Raw genomic sequence first — 18,463 nt, forward strand, 5'->3', positions numbered from 1 at the left:
TTATGGGTATATTGAGAAGTTTAATGAACGTTTTTTCAGCTGGAGAACCAAGAAATCCAAACGGGTTTGTAAAAAAATTCATAAAAGATTCAAAGGAAGAAAGAGCACAGCTTGAAATGATATATAAAAGAGATGTCATTTTGCAAGTGGATTCTTTGAGATTTGTACCATCTTGGTTTAAGATTACAGATAAGACACAAGAAAGTTATAAGAACGGCTATGTAATATTTTTCACTAAGGATGTTGAAGATTTCCGAAAAAACTTCGCAAAAAAGTATGCGCAATTTTCCGAAAAACACGATTTAGTCAAGATAGAAGAAACACACAATGACCAGGCAGTAGTCACTATCGGTAAATTTTTAGTAAGTGCCGACAGTCATTTGACTTTGGCTAATGAAATGAAGAATTTTATTGATAAATTCTATTCATTCAAGGAAATTAATCCTTCTATATTATTCAACATAAGATACTTGTCTGGTGTTCCAGGATAAATTTATACTGCTACCTCGCCAAACTCAGCAACTTCTACTGTTTGTGCTTTTCTGTAACAAGTGTGTTCACTTATTTTAAAATCGCTACTTGGGTGGTTTTTTTGCGTAAGCCTTTTAAGCTTTGTAGTCTCGAAGCAGGGCATCAACCACATACAAGTTTTCCCAAAAACAGAATTGTTTAAAATAATAATTTTCTTAATTAAATTAGACAGTATTATGATACGAAGTAAATTTTCACTACGGCAAGTAATGAAAAGTTCATTTTCGTCGAATTCTATAAAAATTAAGGTTTTATAAATTTAACATTGAGTATCTCCTTCGTATAAATAAATGTCAGTATTTTTATAAGAAACTATGTAATGAAATTTTTTTTCAAAAAAATCCCTGGTTATAACCTTTAGGAAACACTTATCGTATAGCGATTATTGGTATTTTACTTCTTATTGCTTTACCCAACTTAATGCCCCTGCTGGTACGAGCGTAATTAGCCGGAGCGGCTAGCGCGAGCATCTTGCTCGTGCCCTCAAAGAAAAGTAAACTGATTTTTATCTATTTTTACTAAAAAGAGTTGATGAGCAGAAAGTATAAATTTGCAGATAAATCAGGTGCGTACTTTATAAGCTTTGCTACTGTGAACTGGATAGACGTATTTACTAGAGACGCTTATTTTTGGTGTATTATAGAATCGTTAGATTTTTGCAGAAAAAATAAAGGCATGGAGCTTTATGGTTATTGTATCATGCCAAGCCACGTTCATTTAATTTTTCGGTCAGCATTAAACGATCCTTCAGGATTAATAAGAGATTTTAAAGGGTTTACTTCAAAGAAAATGGTTAAAATCATTGATGATAATCCACATGAAAGCCGAAAAGAATGGATGCTCTGGATGTTTGAACGTGCTGGCAAAAAAAATAGCAATGTTGCCAATAAACAGTTTTGGCAGCAGAATAATAAACCAAAAGAGATTTGGTCATTAAACATATTTGAGCAGAAACTAAAATACATACACGACAATCCTGTTGTATCAGGCTTTGTGACCAACCCAATAGATTGGAAATTTAGCAGTGCAAGAAATTATGGTAATGATGACCATACCATTTTGGAAATTGATATAAATTAGGTAGTGTGTACGAGCGAGACGCTCGCACCAGCTGGGGATTTTATGTTTAATTTAGCTAAAAAGAGTGTAATGAAAAATTATTCCACTCCATTATTAAGAAAATATATTGGCTTTACAGGTCAAAGGAAAATTTTAAATAGTGAAATAGGAAAATCCCTAAGAAGTATTTATAAATATGATCATCAAGTGATAAATACAAAAAACGTTTATAAAACATCAGACTTCATTTTGAAATATGGATCCAAACTTTCTAAATAGAAATAATATAGATGAAAACTTTAAAAGTACTGTAGATCCATTAATTTCTGAGCTGAAAACAGAATATTCTAAACATGAGTTAAAAAGATTAGAATTTAATAAAATTACTCAGCTGATTAATGATCTCGAAAATTTTAAACCTAAAAGTCAGGTTAGGGAGTCTAAAATAGATTTAATAAAATATATTGCTTATTTTATTAAAACCCCTATCAATGATTTTGATGATATACAAATATCAAAACTTCAAGCAAAATATATATTACCAACCATAAACAATCATTTGCATAAGCGTGGCTACACAGCTAAATGGATATGGCTTTGGGGGTTATTGTTTTTGCTTCCAATTGATATTATATTATGGCTTTTTATTGGTGAATACTATTTTTATATACCTATAGTTTCAATACCTTATATATTCAAACAAGTTCGAGAAGAAATAAAAGCAAAAAAGAAAAATAAGTTATGGTAAAATACAGTAATTAAAGGCAAAATCTATATAGTTTAAAGGATAGACTGTATTTTACGTTTAGCGATAAAAGCATCGATAACGGAGAAAATATGTTCCCCCCTGCTGGTGCGAGCGTGATTAACCGTAACGGCTAGCGCGAGCATCTTGCTCGTGCCCTCAAAGAAAAGTAAACTGATTTTTATCTATTTTTACTAAAAAGAGTTGATGAGTAGAAAGTATAAATTTGCAGATAAATCTGGTGCGTACTTTATAAGCTTTGCTACTGTAAACTGGATAGATGTATTTGCTAGAGACGCTTATTTTGGTGTATTATAGAATCGTTAGATTTTTTCAGAAAAAATAAAGGCATGGAGCTTTATGGTTATTGTATCATGCCAAGCCATGTTCATTTAATTTTTCGGTCAGCATTAAACGATCCTTCAGGATTAATAAGAGATTTTAAAGGGTTTACTTCAAAGAAAATAGTTAAAATCATTGATGATAATCCACATGAAAGCAGAAAAGAATGGATGCTCTGGATGTTTGAACGTGCTGGCAAAAAAAATAGCAATGTTGCCAATAAACAGTTTTGGCAGCAGAATAATAAACCAATAGAGATTTGGTCATTAAACATATTTGAGCAGAAACTAAAATACATACACGACAAACCTGTTGTATCAGGCTTTGTGACCAACCCAATAGATTGGAAATTTAGCAGTGCAAGAAATTATGGTAATGATGACCATACCATTTTGGAAATTGATATAAATTAGATAGTGTGTACGAGCGAGACGCTCGCACCAGCTGGGGACAATCAAATAGAGAAATTAGTTAGAAAGGTTGCAGAACGTATAGAAATAGGAACATCAATAGTTAGAAGAATATTACAATAATTAACCAACGAATTAGAAACTTATCGCCTATCACAGCTTGACCAAGAAGATGCAAACGAATTTACCATAAGAGAATTAATAAGCAAAGAACTGCAAGCCACAGAGGTATTTTTAAAGAAAGATAATTTATTACAGCTAACCAATGACCCAATTGGAAATAGCGGAGTAATTGGAGAAGAATACAACAGACAAATCATGGTCTTAATATTTACTTCACGTAAAGCAAAGGATCCTTTGTATCAGCTTGAGAAGTTACCATTCTTCGAAGTTTGCAACTTCGAACTATACCAGCTAAAGTAAAGCTGTTTTCCTATCATAGTTTTCATGTCTTTTTAAGACATAAAACTCTACATTTGTAACGTCTTGAAAACTGTCTCACAAATAAAAGAGCCCGTAGCTCATGAGATGGAACTTTTTGAAAAAAAGTTCCATCTTTTCATGTCTTCTCGTGTAGCCCTTCTCAATAAAATCACTCACTTTATCGTTAACAGAAAAGGCAAGCAGATGCGACCTATGTTCGTATTTCTCGTCGCCAAAATGGTGTCTAAAGGAGAGGTAAACGATAGAACTTATCGCGGGGCTTCTGTCATAGAGCTTATCCACACGGCTACCTTGGTTCATGATGATATTGTGGACGATAGTAACCAACGTCGTGGTTTCTTTTCCATCAATGCTTTATGGAAAAATAAAATAGCGGTTTTGGTCGGTGACTTCCTCCTGTCTAAGGGGCTTTTGCTATCTATAGATAACGATGACTTCGATTTATTAAAGATTATTTCAGTGGCCGTACGTGAAATGAGTGAGGGTGAATTACTTCAAATTGAGAAAGCACGCCGACTGGATATTACTGAAGATATTTATTATGAGATTATTCGGCAGAAAACCGCTACTCTCATCGCCGCTTGTTGCAGTCTTGGTGCAGCTGCTGTAAGACCAGGTTCTAAAGACGTGGAGGACATGCGTAAATTTGGGGAACTTATAGGAATGGCTTTTCAGATTAAAGATGACCTCTTTGACTATGGTGACCAAAAAATAGGTAAACCTACTGGTATAGATATTAAAGAACAGAAAATGACTTTACCCCTCATTTATGCAATCAATCAAGCGTCAAAAAAGGATAAAAACTGGATCATCAATTCTGTTAAAAATCACAATAGAGACAAAAAGCGCGTGAATGAAGTGATAGACTATGTAAAATCTGTAGGAGGGCTTAGTTATGCTCAAATCAAAATGAAAGAATTTCAAAGCGAGGCCTCAGAAATTCTTCAACGTTATCCAGATTCTACTTACAAAGCGTCTCTTCAATTGATGATAGATTATGTAATTGATCGAGAAAAATAATTTTATCCTTACATTTATTTCAAATTAAATTCCATTGATAAGTAAATCTACTATTGACAAAGTCTTTGATATTTCTCGAGTAGAGGAAGTAATTGGTGATTATGTTCAGTTGAAAAAATCTGGTAGCAATTTTAAGGGACTAAGTCCTTTTACAGAAGAGCGATCTCCTAGTTTTATGGTCTCTCCAGTGAAGCAAATATGGAAAGATTTCAGTTCTGGTAAAGGAGGAAATGTGGTTGCTTTCTTAATGGAACATGAGCATTATACGTATCCTGAAGCCATAAAGCATTTAGCAAAACGTTACAATATTGAAGTTGAAGAAACGGAGCAATCTTCAGAAGAAAAAGAAAAGGCTAGTGAGAGAGAAAGTATGTACTTGGTCAATGAGTTTGCCAAATCTTTTTTCATCAAGCAAATGCTTCATACCGATGAAGGGAAGTCAGTTGGTCTCAGTTATTTTAAGAAGAGGGGATTTACGTCAGAAACGATGGAGAAGTTCGATCTTGGCTATTCTCCAGATGAGTGGCAAGCGTTCACAGATTCAGCTTTAGAAAAGGGATACCGTTTGGAGTTCTTGGAAAAAACCGGGCTTAGTATCGTAAAGGGAGAAAAGCGCTTCGACAGGTTTAAAGGTCGGGTGATGTTTCCTATACACTCTATGTCTGGAAGAATTTTAGGCTTTGGAGGTAGAATTCTTACAACTGATAAGAAGCAGGCAAAATACCTCAATTCACCTGAAAGTGATGTCTATCATAAAAGCAAAGTTTTATACGGGCTTTATCAAGCCAAGCAGTCTATTGCTAAGGCAGACAACTGTTATCTAGTGGAAGGGTATACGGATGTGATTCAGTTTAACCAAACAGGAATTGAAAATGTAGTCGCTTCTTCTGGTACAGCTTTAACGCCAGAGCAAATTAGACTTATCAATAGACTCACCAACAATATTACAGTTTTATTTGATGGGGATGCTGCGGGATTAAGGGCGTCTGTGCGTGGGATCGATTTGATTTTGGAACAAGGCATGAACGTGAAAGTCTGCTTATTTCCAGATGGTGAAGATCCAGATAGTTTTGCAAAATCCAATTCCAAAGAAGAGTTAGAAACTTATCTCAATAGCAATGCTCAGGATTTTATAAGATTCAAAGCTTCCTTATTACTTGAAGATGCGGAAAATGATCCTGTAAAAAAAGCTGAAGTGGTCAGGGATATTGTAAATTCTATTTCTAAAATACCAGATCAAATAACTCAGGAAATTTACATCCAAAGCTGCTCCAATCTTTTAGAGGTCTCCGAAGATGTTCTTTTTAGTACACTTGCACAAATTTTAGCTAAGGACAGAAAAGAAAGTCAACGCCGGCCAAGGCAAGGATCTTTAGAAATTGTAAAGGAGAAAAAAACTGAGCCAGTTGTCTCTAAAGTCAATCAGCAGTATGTGCTAGAGAGAAATATTATACAGTTGCTTCTAAAATATGGGGGTGATACCGCTGTATTTGTAGATGTAGACTTCGATTTTGATGAATTTGATAAGGACAAGCATACTGAGGTAAAACGTGAATATGTTGTGTTTGAAAAAATATTTATAGAACTCCAAGAGGATGAAGTTGAATTTTCTAATCCTTTGTTTAAGGAATTATATGCCTTAATTATTGAGATTTATACAAAAGAAAGAGCCTTGAAGATCGATACGTTTATCAACCATCTAAAGCCAGATTTGTCTCAAGAGGTGACGTCTATTATTATGGAAAATGAAAAAAATCAATTACACGATTGGAAGCGTCAGGAGATTTTTGTAATTGATAAAAGCGAGGTAGATCCCAGAGAAGTCATGGAAACTATTTTAAATTTACGTCGATTCCTAATCAGAAAAAAAGTCCAAGATTTAAGTGAAATCATAAGAGAACAAAAAGAGGAAGTGGATCGCGAATTGATGATAGAAACCATGGAATATAATGGATTGGAAGTTTTGATTTCCAATAAATTAAATCGGGTCTTATAAGCGAATTATCTTAATTCCTCAGGAATTTCACAAACAGGAATCGGTTGCATCTTGTGTTGGTTAGATTTGTTCATAGAATTATAAATTTTTAAAACATCTTTTTCTCTGTCAGAAATCTCAGAAGTTTCATCTTTAAAATTCATTGCCCATTCCAATTCGTTGTAGCTGGCACCAATTTGATCTTCATCTGTTCTGCTATCACCAAACAAACCATCTGTAGGCTTTGCATTTTGTATATCGTCTATTATATCAAGATCCTTCGCCAGTTCGAAGACCTCACTTTTCATTAAATCGGCAATAGGGCTAAGATCAACGCCTCCATCTCCATATTTGGTGTAAAATCCAACACCAAAATCCTCAACTTTATTTCCAGTACCAGCAACCAAATAGCCGTGAATACCAGCAAAATAATAAAGCGTTGTCATTCTTAATCTAGCCCGTGAGTTGGCTAGCGAAAAGTCTCTTAGATCTATATCTTCAATTTCTGGTAAACTATTTTTGAAAGTTTCGAAGGTGTTGGAAAGATCAATTTTTACCGAGCTTACATTTTCAAATCGTCTTTCCAAATGATCTATATGTTTTCTTGCCCTCGATACTTGGTCTTCGTGTTGGTGTATAGGCAATTCTAGACATAAGGTGGGTTTGCCAGTTTGTGCACAAAGTGTAGAGGTTACCGCAGAATCTATTCCTCCAGAAACACCTATCAAAAAGCCTTTTTGCCCGCTGTTTTCAAGATATTCTATCATCCAATTGGCTATATAATCGATCGTTTTTTGAGACTTCATAAGCTATGATTTACCTTTTAAATACTACATTTGCATCAAATATAAGTATTCTATTCCGGTACAAAACCAAATGTCTTCAAATATGAGATTTCGTTTAATTTTGTTGAGTCTTTGCTGTTTTATGGCGAGTTGTGATCAAAACTCTAAAATGAATCCAGAGGCTGAAGATCTTACTATTGACTTAGAAGTGGTTCGGTTTGATCAAGAATTTGGTCAAGCTTCAGCAATGGATTTGCCAAGGCTAAAAAATAACTTTCCACGTTTATTTCCAGAACAAGTGCCAGATAGTTTGTGGATTTCAAAAATGCAAAGCGACTTGCAAAAGCAAATTCATACGGAGGTTAATCAAGCTTTTCCGAATTTCGACAAAGAAGAAGAAGATTTAGAGCGTTTTTTTAAATACGCCACATATTATTTCCCCTCGTATAAACTCCCGAAAGTGTATACGTTGGCCGAAGAGGTGAATTATAGAAATAAATTGGTGTTAACGGAAGATTTACTTCTTATCTCCTTAGATAATTATCTAGGAAAAGACCATAAGTTTTATGGAGGTTTTGCAGATTATATCGCCTTTCAGCAAGATAGAAAGTTCCTGCTTTCCGAAGTTGTAGAGGCCTTTGCTAAGCAACATATCGATGAAAAGAGGTCTAGGAAATTCATATCGGAGATGATTTATTATGGCAAGATCCTTTATTTAAAAGACATCCTTATTCCTTTTAAATCTAATGCTGCAAAAATTTATTATTCTGAAGATCAATTTAAGTGGGCCAAAGAGAATGAAACTGAAATCTGGTCCTTTTTTGTAGAGCGAAAGTTAATTTACTCCACAGACACTACTTTGGAAGATCGCTTTATCAACCTAGCCCCTTATTCTAAATTTTATTTGGAATTGGACAATGAGTCTTCTCCAAGAATAGGACAGTATATAGGTTGGCAAATAGTAAAAGCCTTCATGAATAAAAATCTTAATACTAGTATAAAAGACCTCCTGAATATGAAGTCTGATGCTATTTTTGAAAAATCAAATTATAAACCTTAAGCAATGATTGAAAAAAAGTCTGAAATTAAAATAAACGTAGAAACCGACGAAAATAGAATTCCAGAAAAACTCACTTGGTCCGCTCAAGATGGAGGGATCGATAATGAAGAAACCAAAGCAGCTTTTTTGAGTATTTGGGATGATAAAACTCAGGAGACGTTACGTATAGATTTATGGACCAAGGAAATGCCGATAGATGAAATGAAAAAGTTCTTTCATCAAATTTTAGTGGGCATGAGCGATACCTTTTACAGAGCTACAGACGACAAGGAAATGACAGAAACTATGAAAGATTTTTGTTCTTATTTTGCAGAAAAAATGGATATTGAAGAGGCTAAATCCAATGATGACTAAAAATAATAAAGCTGTAATTTTTGTTTATAATGCAAATTCCGGTACATCGAACGGCATATTGGATAGTGCTCACAAACTTTTTAGCCCTAAAACTTACAACTGTAATCTTTGTGATTTAACCTATGGGTTGCTTTCAGAGAATAGGAAATGGAAAGCGTTTAGAAAGGAAACTGATATGGAGTTTGTTTTTTTACATAAGGATGAATACCAGAAGAATTTCAAATCTAAATTTGAAAGCCTCTACGAACTCCCTGTGATTTTATTTCAGGATAACTATGAGTTAAGCCTTTTAATGTCGAGTAAAGAACTCAATGAGATTGAAGAGGTAGAGGTGTTGATAGAAAAAGTGAAATCTAGGTTTTGATGTATTATACCAGGCTTTGATTGATCTCATGGATATAATTCAGAATATCATCTCTTCCAGTTTTATGGGCAGAAGAGGTCGTGAAATAAGGAGGGAGCTCCTCCCAGGTTTCCATTAATTTGGTTTTGTAATCGATGATATTATTTTCTAAAACTTTAGGTTTTAATTTATCTGTTTTTGTAAATACAATTGATAATGGAATGGCATTCTTTCCTAGCCATTCTAAAAATTCAAGGTCTAAAGGCTGTGGAGCATGTCGGGAATCTATAAGGACAAAAGTATTTACCAATTGCTGTCTCTTTTCGAAGTAAGCAGTAATGTATTTTTGGAAGGTCTTTTTTTCTTTTTTACTCACTTTGGCGTAGCCATAGCCAGGTAAATCCACTAGATGCCAAGAATCGTTAATCAAAAAATGATTAATAAGTCTAGTTTTTCCTGGTTTACCAGAAACTTTTGCTAGGCTATTGCGTTCTGTGAGCATATTTATCAATGAAGATTTACCCACATTACTCCTGCCAATAAAAGCGTATTCTGGTAATTGAGAATTGGGACATTTAGTCACATCCGAATTACTCATTACAAATTCTGAAGTCTTAATTTTCATAATAGACTAAAAGTTTCTTTTTTGAAGCCAAGCGTATAAAATTTTATTGAATTCATCTGGACGTTCCATCATAGCGGCATGGCCACACTTGTCTATCCAAAACAACTCGGAGTCTGGTAAAAGCTTGTTAAAATCTACAGCGACTTCCGGAGGAGTGACTTCATCTTGTTCTCCCCAAATGATACAGGTTGGCGTATGCATGTCTGGCAAATCTTTGGACATATTGTGGCGTATAGCACTCTTCGCTATAGAAAGGGTTCTTATCAATTTATTTCTATCATTCACCACACTGTATACATCATCGATGATTTCTGGTGTTGCGATTTCAGGATCATAAAAAACATCTTGAACTTTCTTTTTCATGTATTCATAATCGCCTCGCTTTGGATAACTTTCCCCCATCGCGCTTTCATAAAGACCAGAACTTCCTGTGATCACAAGAGCCTTGACACTCTCTGGAAAGTATTTGGTGGTCAATAAACCAACATGTCCACCTAGAGAATTTCCAACTAGTATGACCTTGCCATAATTCTTAAAGTCTATAAATTCTTTAATGTAATTGGCAAGGTTTTTAGTATTGGTTTTTAATAAAGGCATGTCATAAAGTGGAAGTTCAGGAACCACTACTTTATACCCTTTTGTAGGGAAATAATTCATAACTCCGTCGAAGTTACTTAACCCTCCCATCAATCCATGTAAAACCACTATTGGAGTCCCTTCACCCTTTTCAAAGTATTTAAATTTCCCTTCCTGCTTAATATGTTCCTCCATAAGGTTTTTTAAAATTTCAAAATTCAAATATAAAGATATTTGAATAAGAAAGGGGTACTGATTTTAGGACTTGTACTAGTTTAATCTAATTCTATGAAAATAAGCTCTTTAAAGACGTTTTATCGAAGTTGAATATGCCGTCTTAAGCCCAAATCAATCGATTCTCTAAAATTATTCGCTTTATTTACAGCAATTTAGACAAATCATGAATGTCTGAAACCACTAGTGAATAGGTATATCAACAACTCTTAAAGCCTTCTTTAGGAAAAAGTTATCCACAATGTGGTAGAAAGTGGTAAAATATGGTAAAAATTTCAATACATTTGGAATTGAAACCTAATGTGTTATGAACAGCCTCATAGGGACATACGAGTGTAAAGTTGACACAAAAGGTCGACTTATGCTACCGTCTTCGCTGAAAAAGCAGATGCTCCCTACTCTCGAAGAGGGCTTTGTTTTGAAACGATCTGTGTTTCAGCCTTGTCTGGAGTTGTATCCAATGAGTCAATGGAATTTGCTCATGGACAAAATGAACGGATTAAATAGATTCATCAAAAAGAACAACGATTTTATAAGAAAATTTTCAGCGGGTGTGAGGGTGATAGAGGTGGATACCAATGGAAGATTGTTGATTCCAAAAGACCTCATTGGCTTTGCTGGAATTGAGAAAGAGATCGTGGTTTCTTCTGCTATAAATATCGTGGAAATTTGGAATAAGGATAAATATGAATCAGTCATAAGCGATTCTGAAGGATTTTCAGAATTAGCTGAAGATGTAATGGGAAATGATAATGACCAATAGAGCGTACCACTTACCTGTTTTGCTTAAAGAAAGCGTTGATGGCATGTCTATACAGCCCGAGGGGACTTATGTAGATGTGACCTTTGGAGGTGGTGGTCATTCAGCTGAGATTTTATCTCGACTTGGAGAAAAAGGGCGACTTTTTGCTTTTGATCAAGACCAAGATGCCCAAGAAAATAGTATAGAGGATCCGAGGTTTACCTTAATCCCGGCTAATTTCAGATTTATAAAGCGCTTTTTAAGGCTAGAAGGAGTGAATGAAGTTGACGGAATTTTAGGGGATTTTGGGGTCTCTTCACATCAATTTGATAAAGGTGAGCGTGGATTTTCCATTCGGTTTGAAGCTGAATTAGATATGAGAATGGATCAAAACACGGGCTTGGGTGCTTCAGAATTGGTAAACACTTATTCCCAAGAGCAATTGGCTCAACTTATCTGGCAGTATGGCGAAATCAAAATGTCACGGAAACTGGCTAAAGCCATCGTTGAGCGGAGAATAATTGAGCCTATTAAATCTACAAAAGATTTAAATGATTTATTAACGCCTTTTTTTCCACCGACTAAGGTGAACAAATTTTTAGCACAGGTTTACCAAGCTATCCGTATTGAAGTGAATCAGGAAATGGAGGCTTTAAAAGAATTTTTACTTCAAACTTCAGAATTGATAACCAAAGGAGGGAGGTTAAGTCTTATTTCGTATCACTCTTTAGAAGACCGGTTGGTAAAGCGATTTATAAGGGATGGGAAGTTTTCTGGTGCTCCTGAAAAAGACTTTTATGGAAATATGCTGGTGCCTTTTAAAAAAGTGGGGAAAATGATAACTCCAGGCGCTGCAGAATTACAGAAAAACAAGAGGTCTAGAAGTGCGAAATTAAGAATTGGAGAAAAATTATAAAGATGAAAACGGGTTTAGCAGATATTCTAAAAGGGAAGTTTTTGGTAAGCGATGGTGCTTTTAACCATTGGGTTTTCATTGTGTTTTGTGCTTTGCTGGCTATCATTATGATTGCGAGTTCACACAGTGCAGAACGAAAAGTGTATCAAGTTGCAGAACTCAATCAGCAACTTAAAGAGTTAAGAAGCGAATTTGTAGACACACGTAAAACGGTGATGCAAAAGAAAATGGAATCCAACGTAGCTAAAAAAATGGAGAAGCGTTCCATAGGATTGTCCGATAAGCGTCCATATAAAATCACCATAAAATGACAACAGATAAAAGCATTTTAAGGCGGTTTTATATTATTGCGGCTTTACTCGCCCTTGTGTTTATGGGGATGGGATACAAATTATTTGATATTCAAATCGTTGAAGGACAAAAGTATAAGGATATCGCTCAGCAAACCGTGTTTAGAAATTTCAACATTGAACCCAACCGAGGGAATCTCTATGATACCAATATGAACTTGCTGGCTACATCGGTTCCCAAATACGATATTAGATTTGACGCTATTACTGTTTCTGAAGCCAATTTCCAAAAGTATGCTTCAGCATTAGCTACAGAATTATCGAAAATGCTAAAAGGTTCTAAGGATTATTATCTCCGAAAATTTAAAAGAGCGCGTGTCATAAAAAACAGATATGTCTTAATTGCCAAGCAACTCGATTATTCAGATTATATTAAGATAAGAGAATTTCCTTTATTTAATCTAGGCCCTTACAAGGGTGGATTTATCGCTGAACAATCTACAGTTCGTGAAAATCCTTTAGGTAAAATTGGTGAACGAACCGTAGGTTTTGGAAACGTTGGTCTTGAAGGCGCTTTTGATGAATACTTAAAGGGGAAACAAGGTCACCGCTTAAAACAGAAAATTGCTAAAGGACAATGGAAACCCATAAGTGATGTCAACGAGGTTGAGCCAGAAGACGGGTATGATGTTGTTTCTACGATAGATGTAAATATTCAGGATGTTGCGCATCATGCCTTACTAGCACAGTTGGAAAAGTTTGAAGCTGATCATGGAAGTGTCGTGGTGATGGAGACCAAAACAGGAGAGATTAAGGCGATTTCAAATTTAGGTCGAATTAAAAACTCAACTAAGTATTACGAGAAACTCAATTATGCTGTATATGAGCCTCATGAGCCAGGTTCTATTTTTAAATTGATGAGTATGGCGGCAGCGCTAGAGGATAGAGTGATCGACACCAGTACTGTCTTTGATACTGAAAAAGGGGTAGTTCAGTTTTTTGATCGAAAAGTTTACGATTCAAAACGCGGTGGTTACGGAAAGATCTCAGCTGCAAAAGCTTTTGAGGTTTCTTCCAATACGGCTTTTGCTAAAATGATTTACACTAATTATAAAGATAACCCAGAGCGATTTGTAAATCGCCTCTACAATATGGGCCTTAATGAAAAGATAGGTTTAAAAATTAAAGGTGAAGGTCAGCCCACAATTCCACATCCTGAAGATTCTAATTGGTATGGAACCACCTTGCCTTGGATGTCTTTTGGTTATGGAGTTTCTTTAACGTCTTTGCAAATCCTCACATTTTATAACGCTATCGCCAATGATGGTGTAAAGATAAAACCGAAATTTATAAAAGAAGTCAGAGATAAAAATACCCTAGTTGAATCCTATGTAGAGCCTATTTTAGAGGAGAGCATTTGCTCTAAGGAAACTGCAAAAAAACTTCAAGCCATGATGAAAAAAGTCGTGGAAAAGGGAACGGGAAGCACTATTTACAACCCCAACTTTTCCATGGCAGGAAAAACAGGAACCTGTCAAACAGAATATTGGATTGAGTCTGGGCGTTATGTTTCATCCTTTGTGGGTTATTTTCCTGCAGATGCTCCTACCTATTCTTGTGTAGTGGTTATTCATAAACCAAATCCTAAAATCGGCTATTATGGAAGTACTGTAGCGGCACCTGTTTTTGAAAAGATTGCTCAAAAGATTTTTATTGATACTCCTCTTGAAGATGAGATGCTTAGGGAAGCTATCCCTTCCAATTATGCATCTTCTACTTATGAAAATTACTTTGAAACTTCTCAAAAATATAAAACTATAATGCCAGATTTAACTGGTTACCCAGCTATGGATGCGGTTTCTATCTTGGAGAATTTAGGGTTGCAAGTCAATTTAATAGGACAAGGAAAAGTCATAAAGCAATCGATAAAAAAAGGAACTAAAATTTCTAATAACCAACGTATAAATCTGATTTCAAGTTGATAGTTTTAAAAGACATATTATACAAGGTGGCGATAGAATCTGTAAAGGGTTCTACAGCTGTAGATATCAAAAAAATCCATTTTGACAGCCGATTAATTTCAGCTCAAGATGTATTTGTAGCTATAAAAGGCGAAACTGCAGATGGTCATGCTTTTATAGAAGCGGCAGTCGCTAATGGTGCTAATGTAGTTGTTTGTGAAGAATTACCTTCTGAAGTTATCCCAGAAGTGTCTTATATACAAGTCAAAGATTGCCGAGAGGCGTTGGCCGTAATGGCTTCCAATTATTATGATAATCCTTCTGCTAATTTGAAGCTTATTGGGGTGACTGGAACAAATGGTAAAACGACAGTGACTTCTTTGTTATATCAGATGTTTAAAACTTTAGGCTATAAAGTAGGATTAATTTCAACGGTAGTTATCAAAGTAGATGACAAAGATTATCCAACAAAGCTTACAACTCCAGACTCCTTAACTATCAATTCTTATTTAAAAGAAATGAACGAAGTTGGGGTAGAATTTTGCTTTATGGAAGTGAGTTCTCATGGGATTGCTCAACACAGGACTTTAGGCCTTAATTTTGAAGGAGGGGTTTTTACTAACTTATCTCAAGATCACTTAGATTATCACAAGACGTTTGCAAAATACAGAGATGTTAAGAAGAGATTTTTTGATCAGTTGTCCAAAAAAGGATTTGCTTTAACCAATGTGGATGATAAAAATGGGAATTACATGCTCCAAAATACAAAAGCAAAAACCTTTGGTTATGGAGTTAAAAACTTAACAGATTACAAAGTAAAGATTTTAGAAAAAAGCTTTTCTGGGTTAAAGTTGAATATCAACGGCACAGAAGTTTGGTCAAGGTTTATTGGAGATTTTAATGCTTATAATTTGCTGGCTGTTTATGCAGTCGCAGACTTACTTGAAGTTAAAGATATCGAGAATCTTCAGAACTTGAGTCAGTTGAAACCCGTGGAGGGGAGATACCAACATCATATGTCTTCAACGGGCATACATGTAATTGTGGATTACGCTCACACGCCCGATGCTTTGCAAAATGTACTTCAGACTACCAATGATATACGATCACGAAGTGAGGAGCTTATTACTGTTGTGGGTTGTGGTGGCGATCGCGATACCACTAAGCGTCCCCTTATGGGCAAAATTGCAGGGAATTTGAGTACAAAAGTGATTTTGACTAGCGACAATCCACGTACAGAAGATCCAGACTCTATCATAAAAGATATTGAGAAAGGAGTAGAGCCTCAAGATGTTTCCAAGACGTTGAGTATAACATCTAGACAACAGGCCATAAAGACAGCTTGTATCCTAGCGCAACAAAGGGACATTATATTAATCGCAGGAAAAGGTCACGAAACCTATCAAGAAATTAATGGGATACGATCAGATTTTGATGATTTAAAAATTGTAAAAGAGCTATTAGATCAACTTAACAAATAAGATATGCTTTATTATTTATTTGAATTCTTAGAAAATAATTATGATTTGCCTGGCGCCCGCTTGTTTCAATATATCTCCTTTAGAGCTGCATTTGCGATCATTCTGTCACTTTTAATTTCTATGATTTTCGGTAAGCGTATCATCCTTTTTCTCCAGAGAAAGCAAATAGGAGAGAGCGTTAGGGAGCTGGGTCTGAAGGGTCAAAAGGAAAAAGCTGGTACACCCACAATGGGTGGACTTATCATAATTATGTCTACTCTTATCCCCGTATTATTATTGGCTCAGTTGAATAATATTTATGTCATCCTCCTTATTGTTACCACCATTTGGATGGGAGTTATTGGGTTTTTGGATGATTATATTAAAATCTCCAAAAAAAATAAAGAAGGTTTAGAAGGAAAATTTAAAATTGTTGGGCAGATCGGTTTAGGGATATTCGTTGGGGCAGTGATGTATTTTCATCCTGATGTTACAGTTCGATCGGATAATAAAGTAACGACGACAAATAATGTTCAAATGATTTCTGAGACTTCGCCAGAAGAGAAATCTACAACAACGACTATTCCTTTTTTTAAGAATAACGAGTTGGATTATACTAGAGCAATCTCTTGGATAAGTGAAGGCGCCAAAAGCTATGCATGGCTCATCTTTATTCCTGTTGTCATTTTTATTGTGACTGCCGTTTCCAACGGTGCTAATTTGACGGATGGAATTGATGGACTTGCAGCAGGGACATCTGCGATCATAGTCCTTACCTTAGGTATTTTTGCTTGGGTATCTGGAAATGTTTTTTTCTCTGATTATTTGAATGTCATGAACATTCCTAGATCAGGAGAAATGACTGTTTTTATTGCCGCTTTTGCTGGAGCTTTAGTAGGTTTTCTATGGTACAATACTTATCCCGCTCAAGTATTTATGGGAGACACAGGCAGTTTAACCATTGGAGGGATTATAGCTGTAATAGCTATTGCAACCCGTAAAGAATTACTCATTCCCATCCTGTGTGGAATTTTCTTTATTGAAAATTTATCTGTTATTCTTCAAGTAGGTTGGTTCAAATACACCAAGAAAAGAACTGGACAAGGCCGACGCATATTTTTAATGTCGCCTTTGCACCATCATTACCAAAAGCTAGGATTCCACGAGTCAAAAATTGCTGTTAGATTTTGGATTATTGGAATTTTACTCGCAGTAATGACTATTGTAACCCTAAAAATTCGATAAATGGAAAAGCTGATTGTTATGGGGGGAGGAGAAAGTGGAGTAGGCGCAGCCATTCTGGGAAAAGATAAATCCTATGATGTGTTTTTGTCTGATTTTTCAAAGCTAAAGCCAAAATTCAAAGCCAAACTCCAAAAAGAGGAGATCGATTTTGAAGAAGGGGGACATACTGTTTCTAGATTACAAGAGGCAGATCTTATTGTAAAAAGCCCCGGTATTTCAGATGATCTTGAGGTGATCAAAAATCTTCGTGAAAGCGGCATAAAGATAGTCTCAGAAATTGAATTTGCGTCTTGGTTCACAGGGGCTAATATTATTGGGATTACAGGCTCCAATGGAAAAACCACAGTAACCAATATGGTGTATCATATATTAAAGAATGCAGGTTTATCTGTCTCCATGGCTGGGAATGTGGGGTTTAGTTTTGCTGAACAGGTAGCTAGGCAAAGTTTTCATAATTATGTTTTGGAGTTGAGTAGTTTTCAGTTGGACGGCGTAGAAGATTTTAGACCTCACATCGCTATTTTAACCAGTATTACACCAGATCATTTAGATCGTTATCATGACAATTTCCAAGAATATATTCAGGCGAAATTCAAAATCACAAAAAATCAAACTAAAGATGATTTCCTTATTTACAATAAAGATGATAAGGTGATTGTGAATTGGCTAGAAAAAAATACAGTAAAAGCACAGTTAATACCTTTTACCAATACAACGATAATGACTGACCTGTCTGCTTTTATAGAGAACAATAAAATAAATATAAAACTTAACCATAACTTATTTACTATGTCTGTTAATGATTTATCTGTAAAAGGGGACCACAATACTAGAAATGCAATGGCGGCATCAACGGCAGCAAGATTATTAAAAATAAGAAAGCAGACTATCCGAGAAAGTATGGAAAGCTTTCAGGGTGTCGAACACAGGCTAGAGCAATTAGGAAAAATAAATAAGGTGGCTTTTATTAATGATTCTAAAGCGACCAATATTAATGCTACGTTTTATGCTTTGGATAGTATGACAGCACCTACAGTCTGGATTGTTGGAGGAGTAGATAAGGGTAATGTCTATGAAGACTTATTACCTCTAGTCAATGAAAAAGTAAAAGCTATTGTATGCTTAGGAATAGACAATCAGAAAATATACAATTCCTTTAGCAATTGTGTAGATACAATCATCGAATCTTCAAACATGACTGATGCTGTCGCAAAAGCTTATGGATTGACAGAGGATAATGATGCAGTGCTTTTATCTCCTGCCTGTGCTAGTTTTGATCTATTTGAAAATTACGAAGACAGAGGAAGACAATTTAAAGAAGCGATTCAATACCTAAAAAAATAAAC

Annotated in this window: 19 protein-coding genes and 1 pseudogene; 17 read left to right on the forward strand and 3 right to left on the reverse strand. The window is 35.3% G+C overall.

What is annotated here, in order from left to right; translation table 11 throughout:
* The first annotated feature begins 2 nt into the window (after positions 1–2).
* From P700755_RS14290 to dnaG, 7 genes and pseudogenes are all read left to right on the forward strand, one after another.
* Complete coding sequence (locus P700755_RS14290) at positions 3–491, forward strand: hypothetical protein (protein ID WP_015025353.1); 489 nt, start codon at positions 3–5, stop codon at positions 489–491.
* A gap of 571 nt (positions 492–1,062) precedes the next feature.
* Complete coding sequence (locus P700755_RS14295; protein ID WP_015025355.1) at positions 1,063–1,611, forward strand: REP-associated tyrosine transposase; 549 nt, start codon at positions 1,063–1,065, stop codon at positions 1,609–1,611.
* Positions 1,612–1,680: 69 nt separating this feature from the next.
* Entirely contained in the window at positions 1,681–1,869 is a 189-nt protein-coding gene (locus P700755_RS14300; protein WP_157609309.1) for a hypothetical protein, read from the forward strand.
* Positions 1,847–2,338: a hypothetical protein gene (locus P700755_RS14305; RefSeq protein ID WP_015025357.1), complete on the forward strand. Its 492-nt coding sequence runs from the start codon at positions 1,847–1,849 to the stop codon at positions 2,336–2,338. The genes P700755_RS14300 and P700755_RS14305 overlap by 23 nt, the downstream gene beginning before the upstream one ends.
* A 204-nt stretch (positions 2,339–2,542) precedes the next feature.
* A pseudogene (locus P700755_RS14310) lies at positions 2,543–3,090 on the forward strand (transposase).
* Positions 3,091–3,573: 483 nt separating this feature from the next.
* Positions 3,574–4,551, forward strand: a complete 978-nt coding sequence (locus P700755_RS14315; RefSeq protein WP_015025358.1) for a polyprenyl synthetase family protein — start codon at positions 3,574–3,576, stop codon at positions 4,549–4,551.
* 34 nt (positions 4,552–4,585) lie between these two features.
* The gene (gene dnaG / locus P700755_RS14320) at positions 4,586–6,547 is read left to right on the forward strand and encodes a DNA primase (protein ID WP_015025359.1); all 1,962 of its coding nucleotides are present in this window, start codon (positions 4,586–4,588) and stop codon (positions 6,545–6,547) included.
* 5 nt (positions 6,548–6,552) lie between these two features.
* Here dnaG and nadE read toward each other — a convergent pair whose 3' ends face one another.
* A complete protein-coding gene (gene nadE, locus P700755_RS14325) occupies positions 6,553–7,332 on the reverse strand; it encodes an NAD(+) synthase (RefSeq protein ID WP_015025360.1) in 780 nt (259 codons plus the stop codon).
* Between the two features lie 82 nt (positions 7,333–7,414).
* Here nadE and gldB point away from each other — a divergent pair, with 82 nt between their 5' ends.
* From gldB to P700755_RS14340, 3 genes are read left to right on the forward strand one after another with little or no spacing between them, the layout of a single operon-like run.
* Positions 7,415–8,371 (forward strand): gliding motility lipoprotein GldB, encoded by a 957-nt coding sequence (gene gldB / locus P700755_RS14330; RefSeq protein WP_245535950.1) that lies wholly within the window; start codon positions 7,415–7,417, stop codon positions 8,369–8,371.
* A 3-nt stretch (positions 8,372–8,374) separates the two neighbouring features.
* On the forward strand, positions 8,375–8,725 hold the full coding sequence (gene gldC, locus P700755_RS14335; RefSeq protein WP_015025362.1) for a gliding motility protein GldC: 351 nt from the start codon (positions 8,375–8,377) through the stop codon (positions 8,723–8,725).
* Positions 8,715–9,089 (forward strand): GTPase, encoded by a 375-nt coding sequence (locus P700755_RS14340; protein WP_245535951.1) that lies wholly within the window; start codon positions 8,715–8,717, stop codon positions 9,087–9,089. The genes gldC and P700755_RS14340 overlap by 11 nt, the downstream gene beginning before the upstream one ends.
* 4 nt (positions 9,090–9,093) lie before the next feature.
* Here the strand turns inward: P700755_RS14340 and yihA are convergent, their stop codons facing one another.
* Both yihA and P700755_RS14350 read right to left on the reverse strand, forming a co-directional pair.
* Positions 9,094–9,693, reverse strand: coding sequence for a ribosome biogenesis GTP-binding protein YihA/YsxC (yihA, locus tag P700755_RS14345; RefSeq protein ID WP_015025364.1), 600 nt, complete (start codon positions 9,691–9,693; stop codon positions 9,094–9,096).
* 6 nt (positions 9,694–9,699) lie between these two features.
* On the reverse strand, positions 9,700–10,464 hold the full coding sequence (locus P700755_RS14350; RefSeq protein WP_041758405.1) for an alpha/beta fold hydrolase: 765 nt from the start codon (positions 10,462–10,464) through the stop codon (positions 9,700–9,702).
* Positions 10,465–10,810: 346 nt separating this feature from the next.
* Between P700755_RS14350 and P700755_RS14355 the strand changes: the two genes are divergently transcribed.
* From P700755_RS14355 to murD, 7 genes are read left to right on the forward strand one after another with little or no spacing between them, the layout of a single operon-like run.
* Positions 10,811–11,266 (forward strand): division/cell wall cluster transcriptional repressor MraZ, encoded by a 456-nt coding sequence (locus P700755_RS14355; RefSeq protein WP_015025366.1) that lies wholly within the window; start codon positions 10,811–10,813, stop codon positions 11,264–11,266.
* Positions 11,256–12,161: a 16S rRNA (cytosine(1402)-N(4))-methyltransferase RsmH gene (gene rsmH / locus P700755_RS14360; RefSeq protein WP_015025367.1), complete on the forward strand. Its 906-nt coding sequence runs from the start codon at positions 11,256–11,258 to the stop codon at positions 12,159–12,161. The genes P700755_RS14355 and rsmH overlap by 11 nt, the downstream gene beginning before the upstream one ends.
* Positions 12,162–12,163: 2 nt before the next feature.
* Positions 12,164–12,472, forward strand: a complete 309-nt coding sequence (locus tag P700755_RS14365; RefSeq protein WP_015025368.1) for an FtsL-like putative cell division protein — start codon at positions 12,164–12,166, stop codon at positions 12,470–12,472.
* Positions 12,469–14,433 carry a penicillin-binding protein gene (locus P700755_RS14370; protein ID WP_015025369.1) on the forward strand — a complete coding sequence of 655 codons (1,965 nt, stop codon included), beginning with the start codon at positions 12,469–12,471 and terminating at the stop codon, positions 14,431–14,433. The genes P700755_RS14365 and P700755_RS14370 overlap by 4 nt, the downstream gene beginning before the upstream one ends.
* Positions 14,430–15,893: a UDP-N-acetylmuramoyl-L-alanyl-D-glutamate--2,6-diaminopimelate ligase gene (locus P700755_RS14375; protein ID WP_015025370.1), complete on the forward strand. Its 1,464-nt coding sequence runs from the start codon at positions 14,430–14,432 to the stop codon at positions 15,891–15,893. The genes P700755_RS14370 and P700755_RS14375 overlap by 4 nt, the downstream gene beginning before the upstream one ends.
* Positions 15,894–15,896: 3 nt before the next feature.
* Positions 15,897–17,117 (forward strand): phospho-N-acetylmuramoyl-pentapeptide-transferase, encoded by a 1,221-nt coding sequence (mraY, locus tag P700755_RS14380; protein ID WP_015025371.1) that lies wholly within the window; start codon positions 15,897–15,899, stop codon positions 17,115–17,117.
* Positions 17,118–18,461 (forward strand): UDP-N-acetylmuramoyl-L-alanine--D-glutamate ligase, encoded by a 1,344-nt coding sequence (gene murD / locus P700755_RS14385; protein WP_015025372.1) that lies wholly within the window; start codon positions 17,118–17,120, stop codon positions 18,459–18,461.
* Positions 18,462–18,463: the final 2 nt, after the last annotated feature.

Source organism: Psychroflexus torquis ATCC 700755, from assembly GCF_000153485.2.
In the GTDB taxonomy this organism is placed as follows: Bacteria; Bacteroidota; Bacteroidia; order Flavobacteriales; family Flavobacteriaceae; genus Psychroflexus; species Psychroflexus torquis.

What these genes read in the sequence shown, in the direction of transcription:
- P700755_RS14290 (WP_015025353.1), top strand. Translation starts at nt 3, where the DNA reads ATGGGTATATTGAGAAGTTTAATGAACGTTTTTTCAGCTGGAGAACCA.
- P700755_RS14295 (WP_015025355.1), top strand. Translation starts at nt 1,063, where the DNA reads ATGAGCAGAAAGTATAAATTTGCAGATAAATCAGGTGCGTACTTTATA.
- P700755_RS14300 (WP_157609309.1), top strand. Translation starts at nt 1,681, where the DNA reads ATGAAAAATTATTCCACTCCATTATTAAGAAAATATATTGGCTTTACA.
- P700755_RS14305 (WP_015025357.1), top strand. Translation starts at nt 1,847, where the DNA reads ATGGATCCAAACTTTCTAAATAGAAATAATATAGATGAAAACTTTAAA.
- nadE (WP_015025360.1), bottom strand. Translation starts at nt 7,332, where the DNA reads ATGAAGTCTCAAAAAACGATCGATTATATAGCCAATTGGATGATAGAA.
- gldB (WP_245535950.1), top strand. Translation starts at nt 7,415, where the DNA reads ATGAGATTTCGTTTAATTTTGTTGAGTCTTTGCTGTTTTATGGCGAGT.
- gldC (WP_015025362.1), top strand. Translation starts at nt 8,375, where the DNA reads ATGATTGAAAAAAAGTCTGAAATTAAAATAAACGTAGAAACCGACGAA.
- P700755_RS14340 (WP_245535951.1), top strand. Translation starts at nt 8,715, where the DNA reads ATGATGACTAAAAATAATAAAGCTGTAATTTTTGTTTATAATGCAAAT.
- yihA (WP_015025364.1), bottom strand. Translation starts at nt 9,693, where the DNA reads ATGAAAATTAAGACTTCAGAATTTGTAATGAGTAATTCGGATGTGACT.
- P700755_RS14350 (WP_041758405.1), bottom strand. Translation starts at nt 10,464, where the DNA reads ATGGAGGAACATATTAAGCAGGAAGGGAAATTTAAATACTTTGAAAAG.
- P700755_RS14355 (WP_015025366.1), top strand. Translation starts at nt 10,811, where the DNA reads ATGAACAGCCTCATAGGGACATACGAGTGTAAAGTTGACACAAAAGGT.
- rsmH (WP_015025367.1), top strand. Translation starts at nt 11,256, where the DNA reads ATGACCAATAGAGCGTACCACTTACCTGTTTTGCTTAAAGAAAGCGTT.
- P700755_RS14365 (WP_015025368.1), top strand. Translation starts at nt 12,164, where the DNA reads ATGAAAACGGGTTTAGCAGATATTCTAAAAGGGAAGTTTTTGGTAAGC.
- P700755_RS14370 (WP_015025369.1), top strand. Translation starts at nt 12,469, where the DNA reads ATGACAACAGATAAAAGCATTTTAAGGCGGTTTTATATTATTGCGGCT.
- mraY (WP_015025371.1), top strand. Translation starts at nt 15,897, where the DNA reads ATGCTTTATTATTTATTTGAATTCTTAGAAAATAATTATGATTTGCCT.
- murD (WP_015025372.1), top strand. Translation starts at nt 17,118, where the DNA reads ATGGAAAAGCTGATTGTTATGGGGGGAGGAGAAAGTGGAGTAGGCGCA.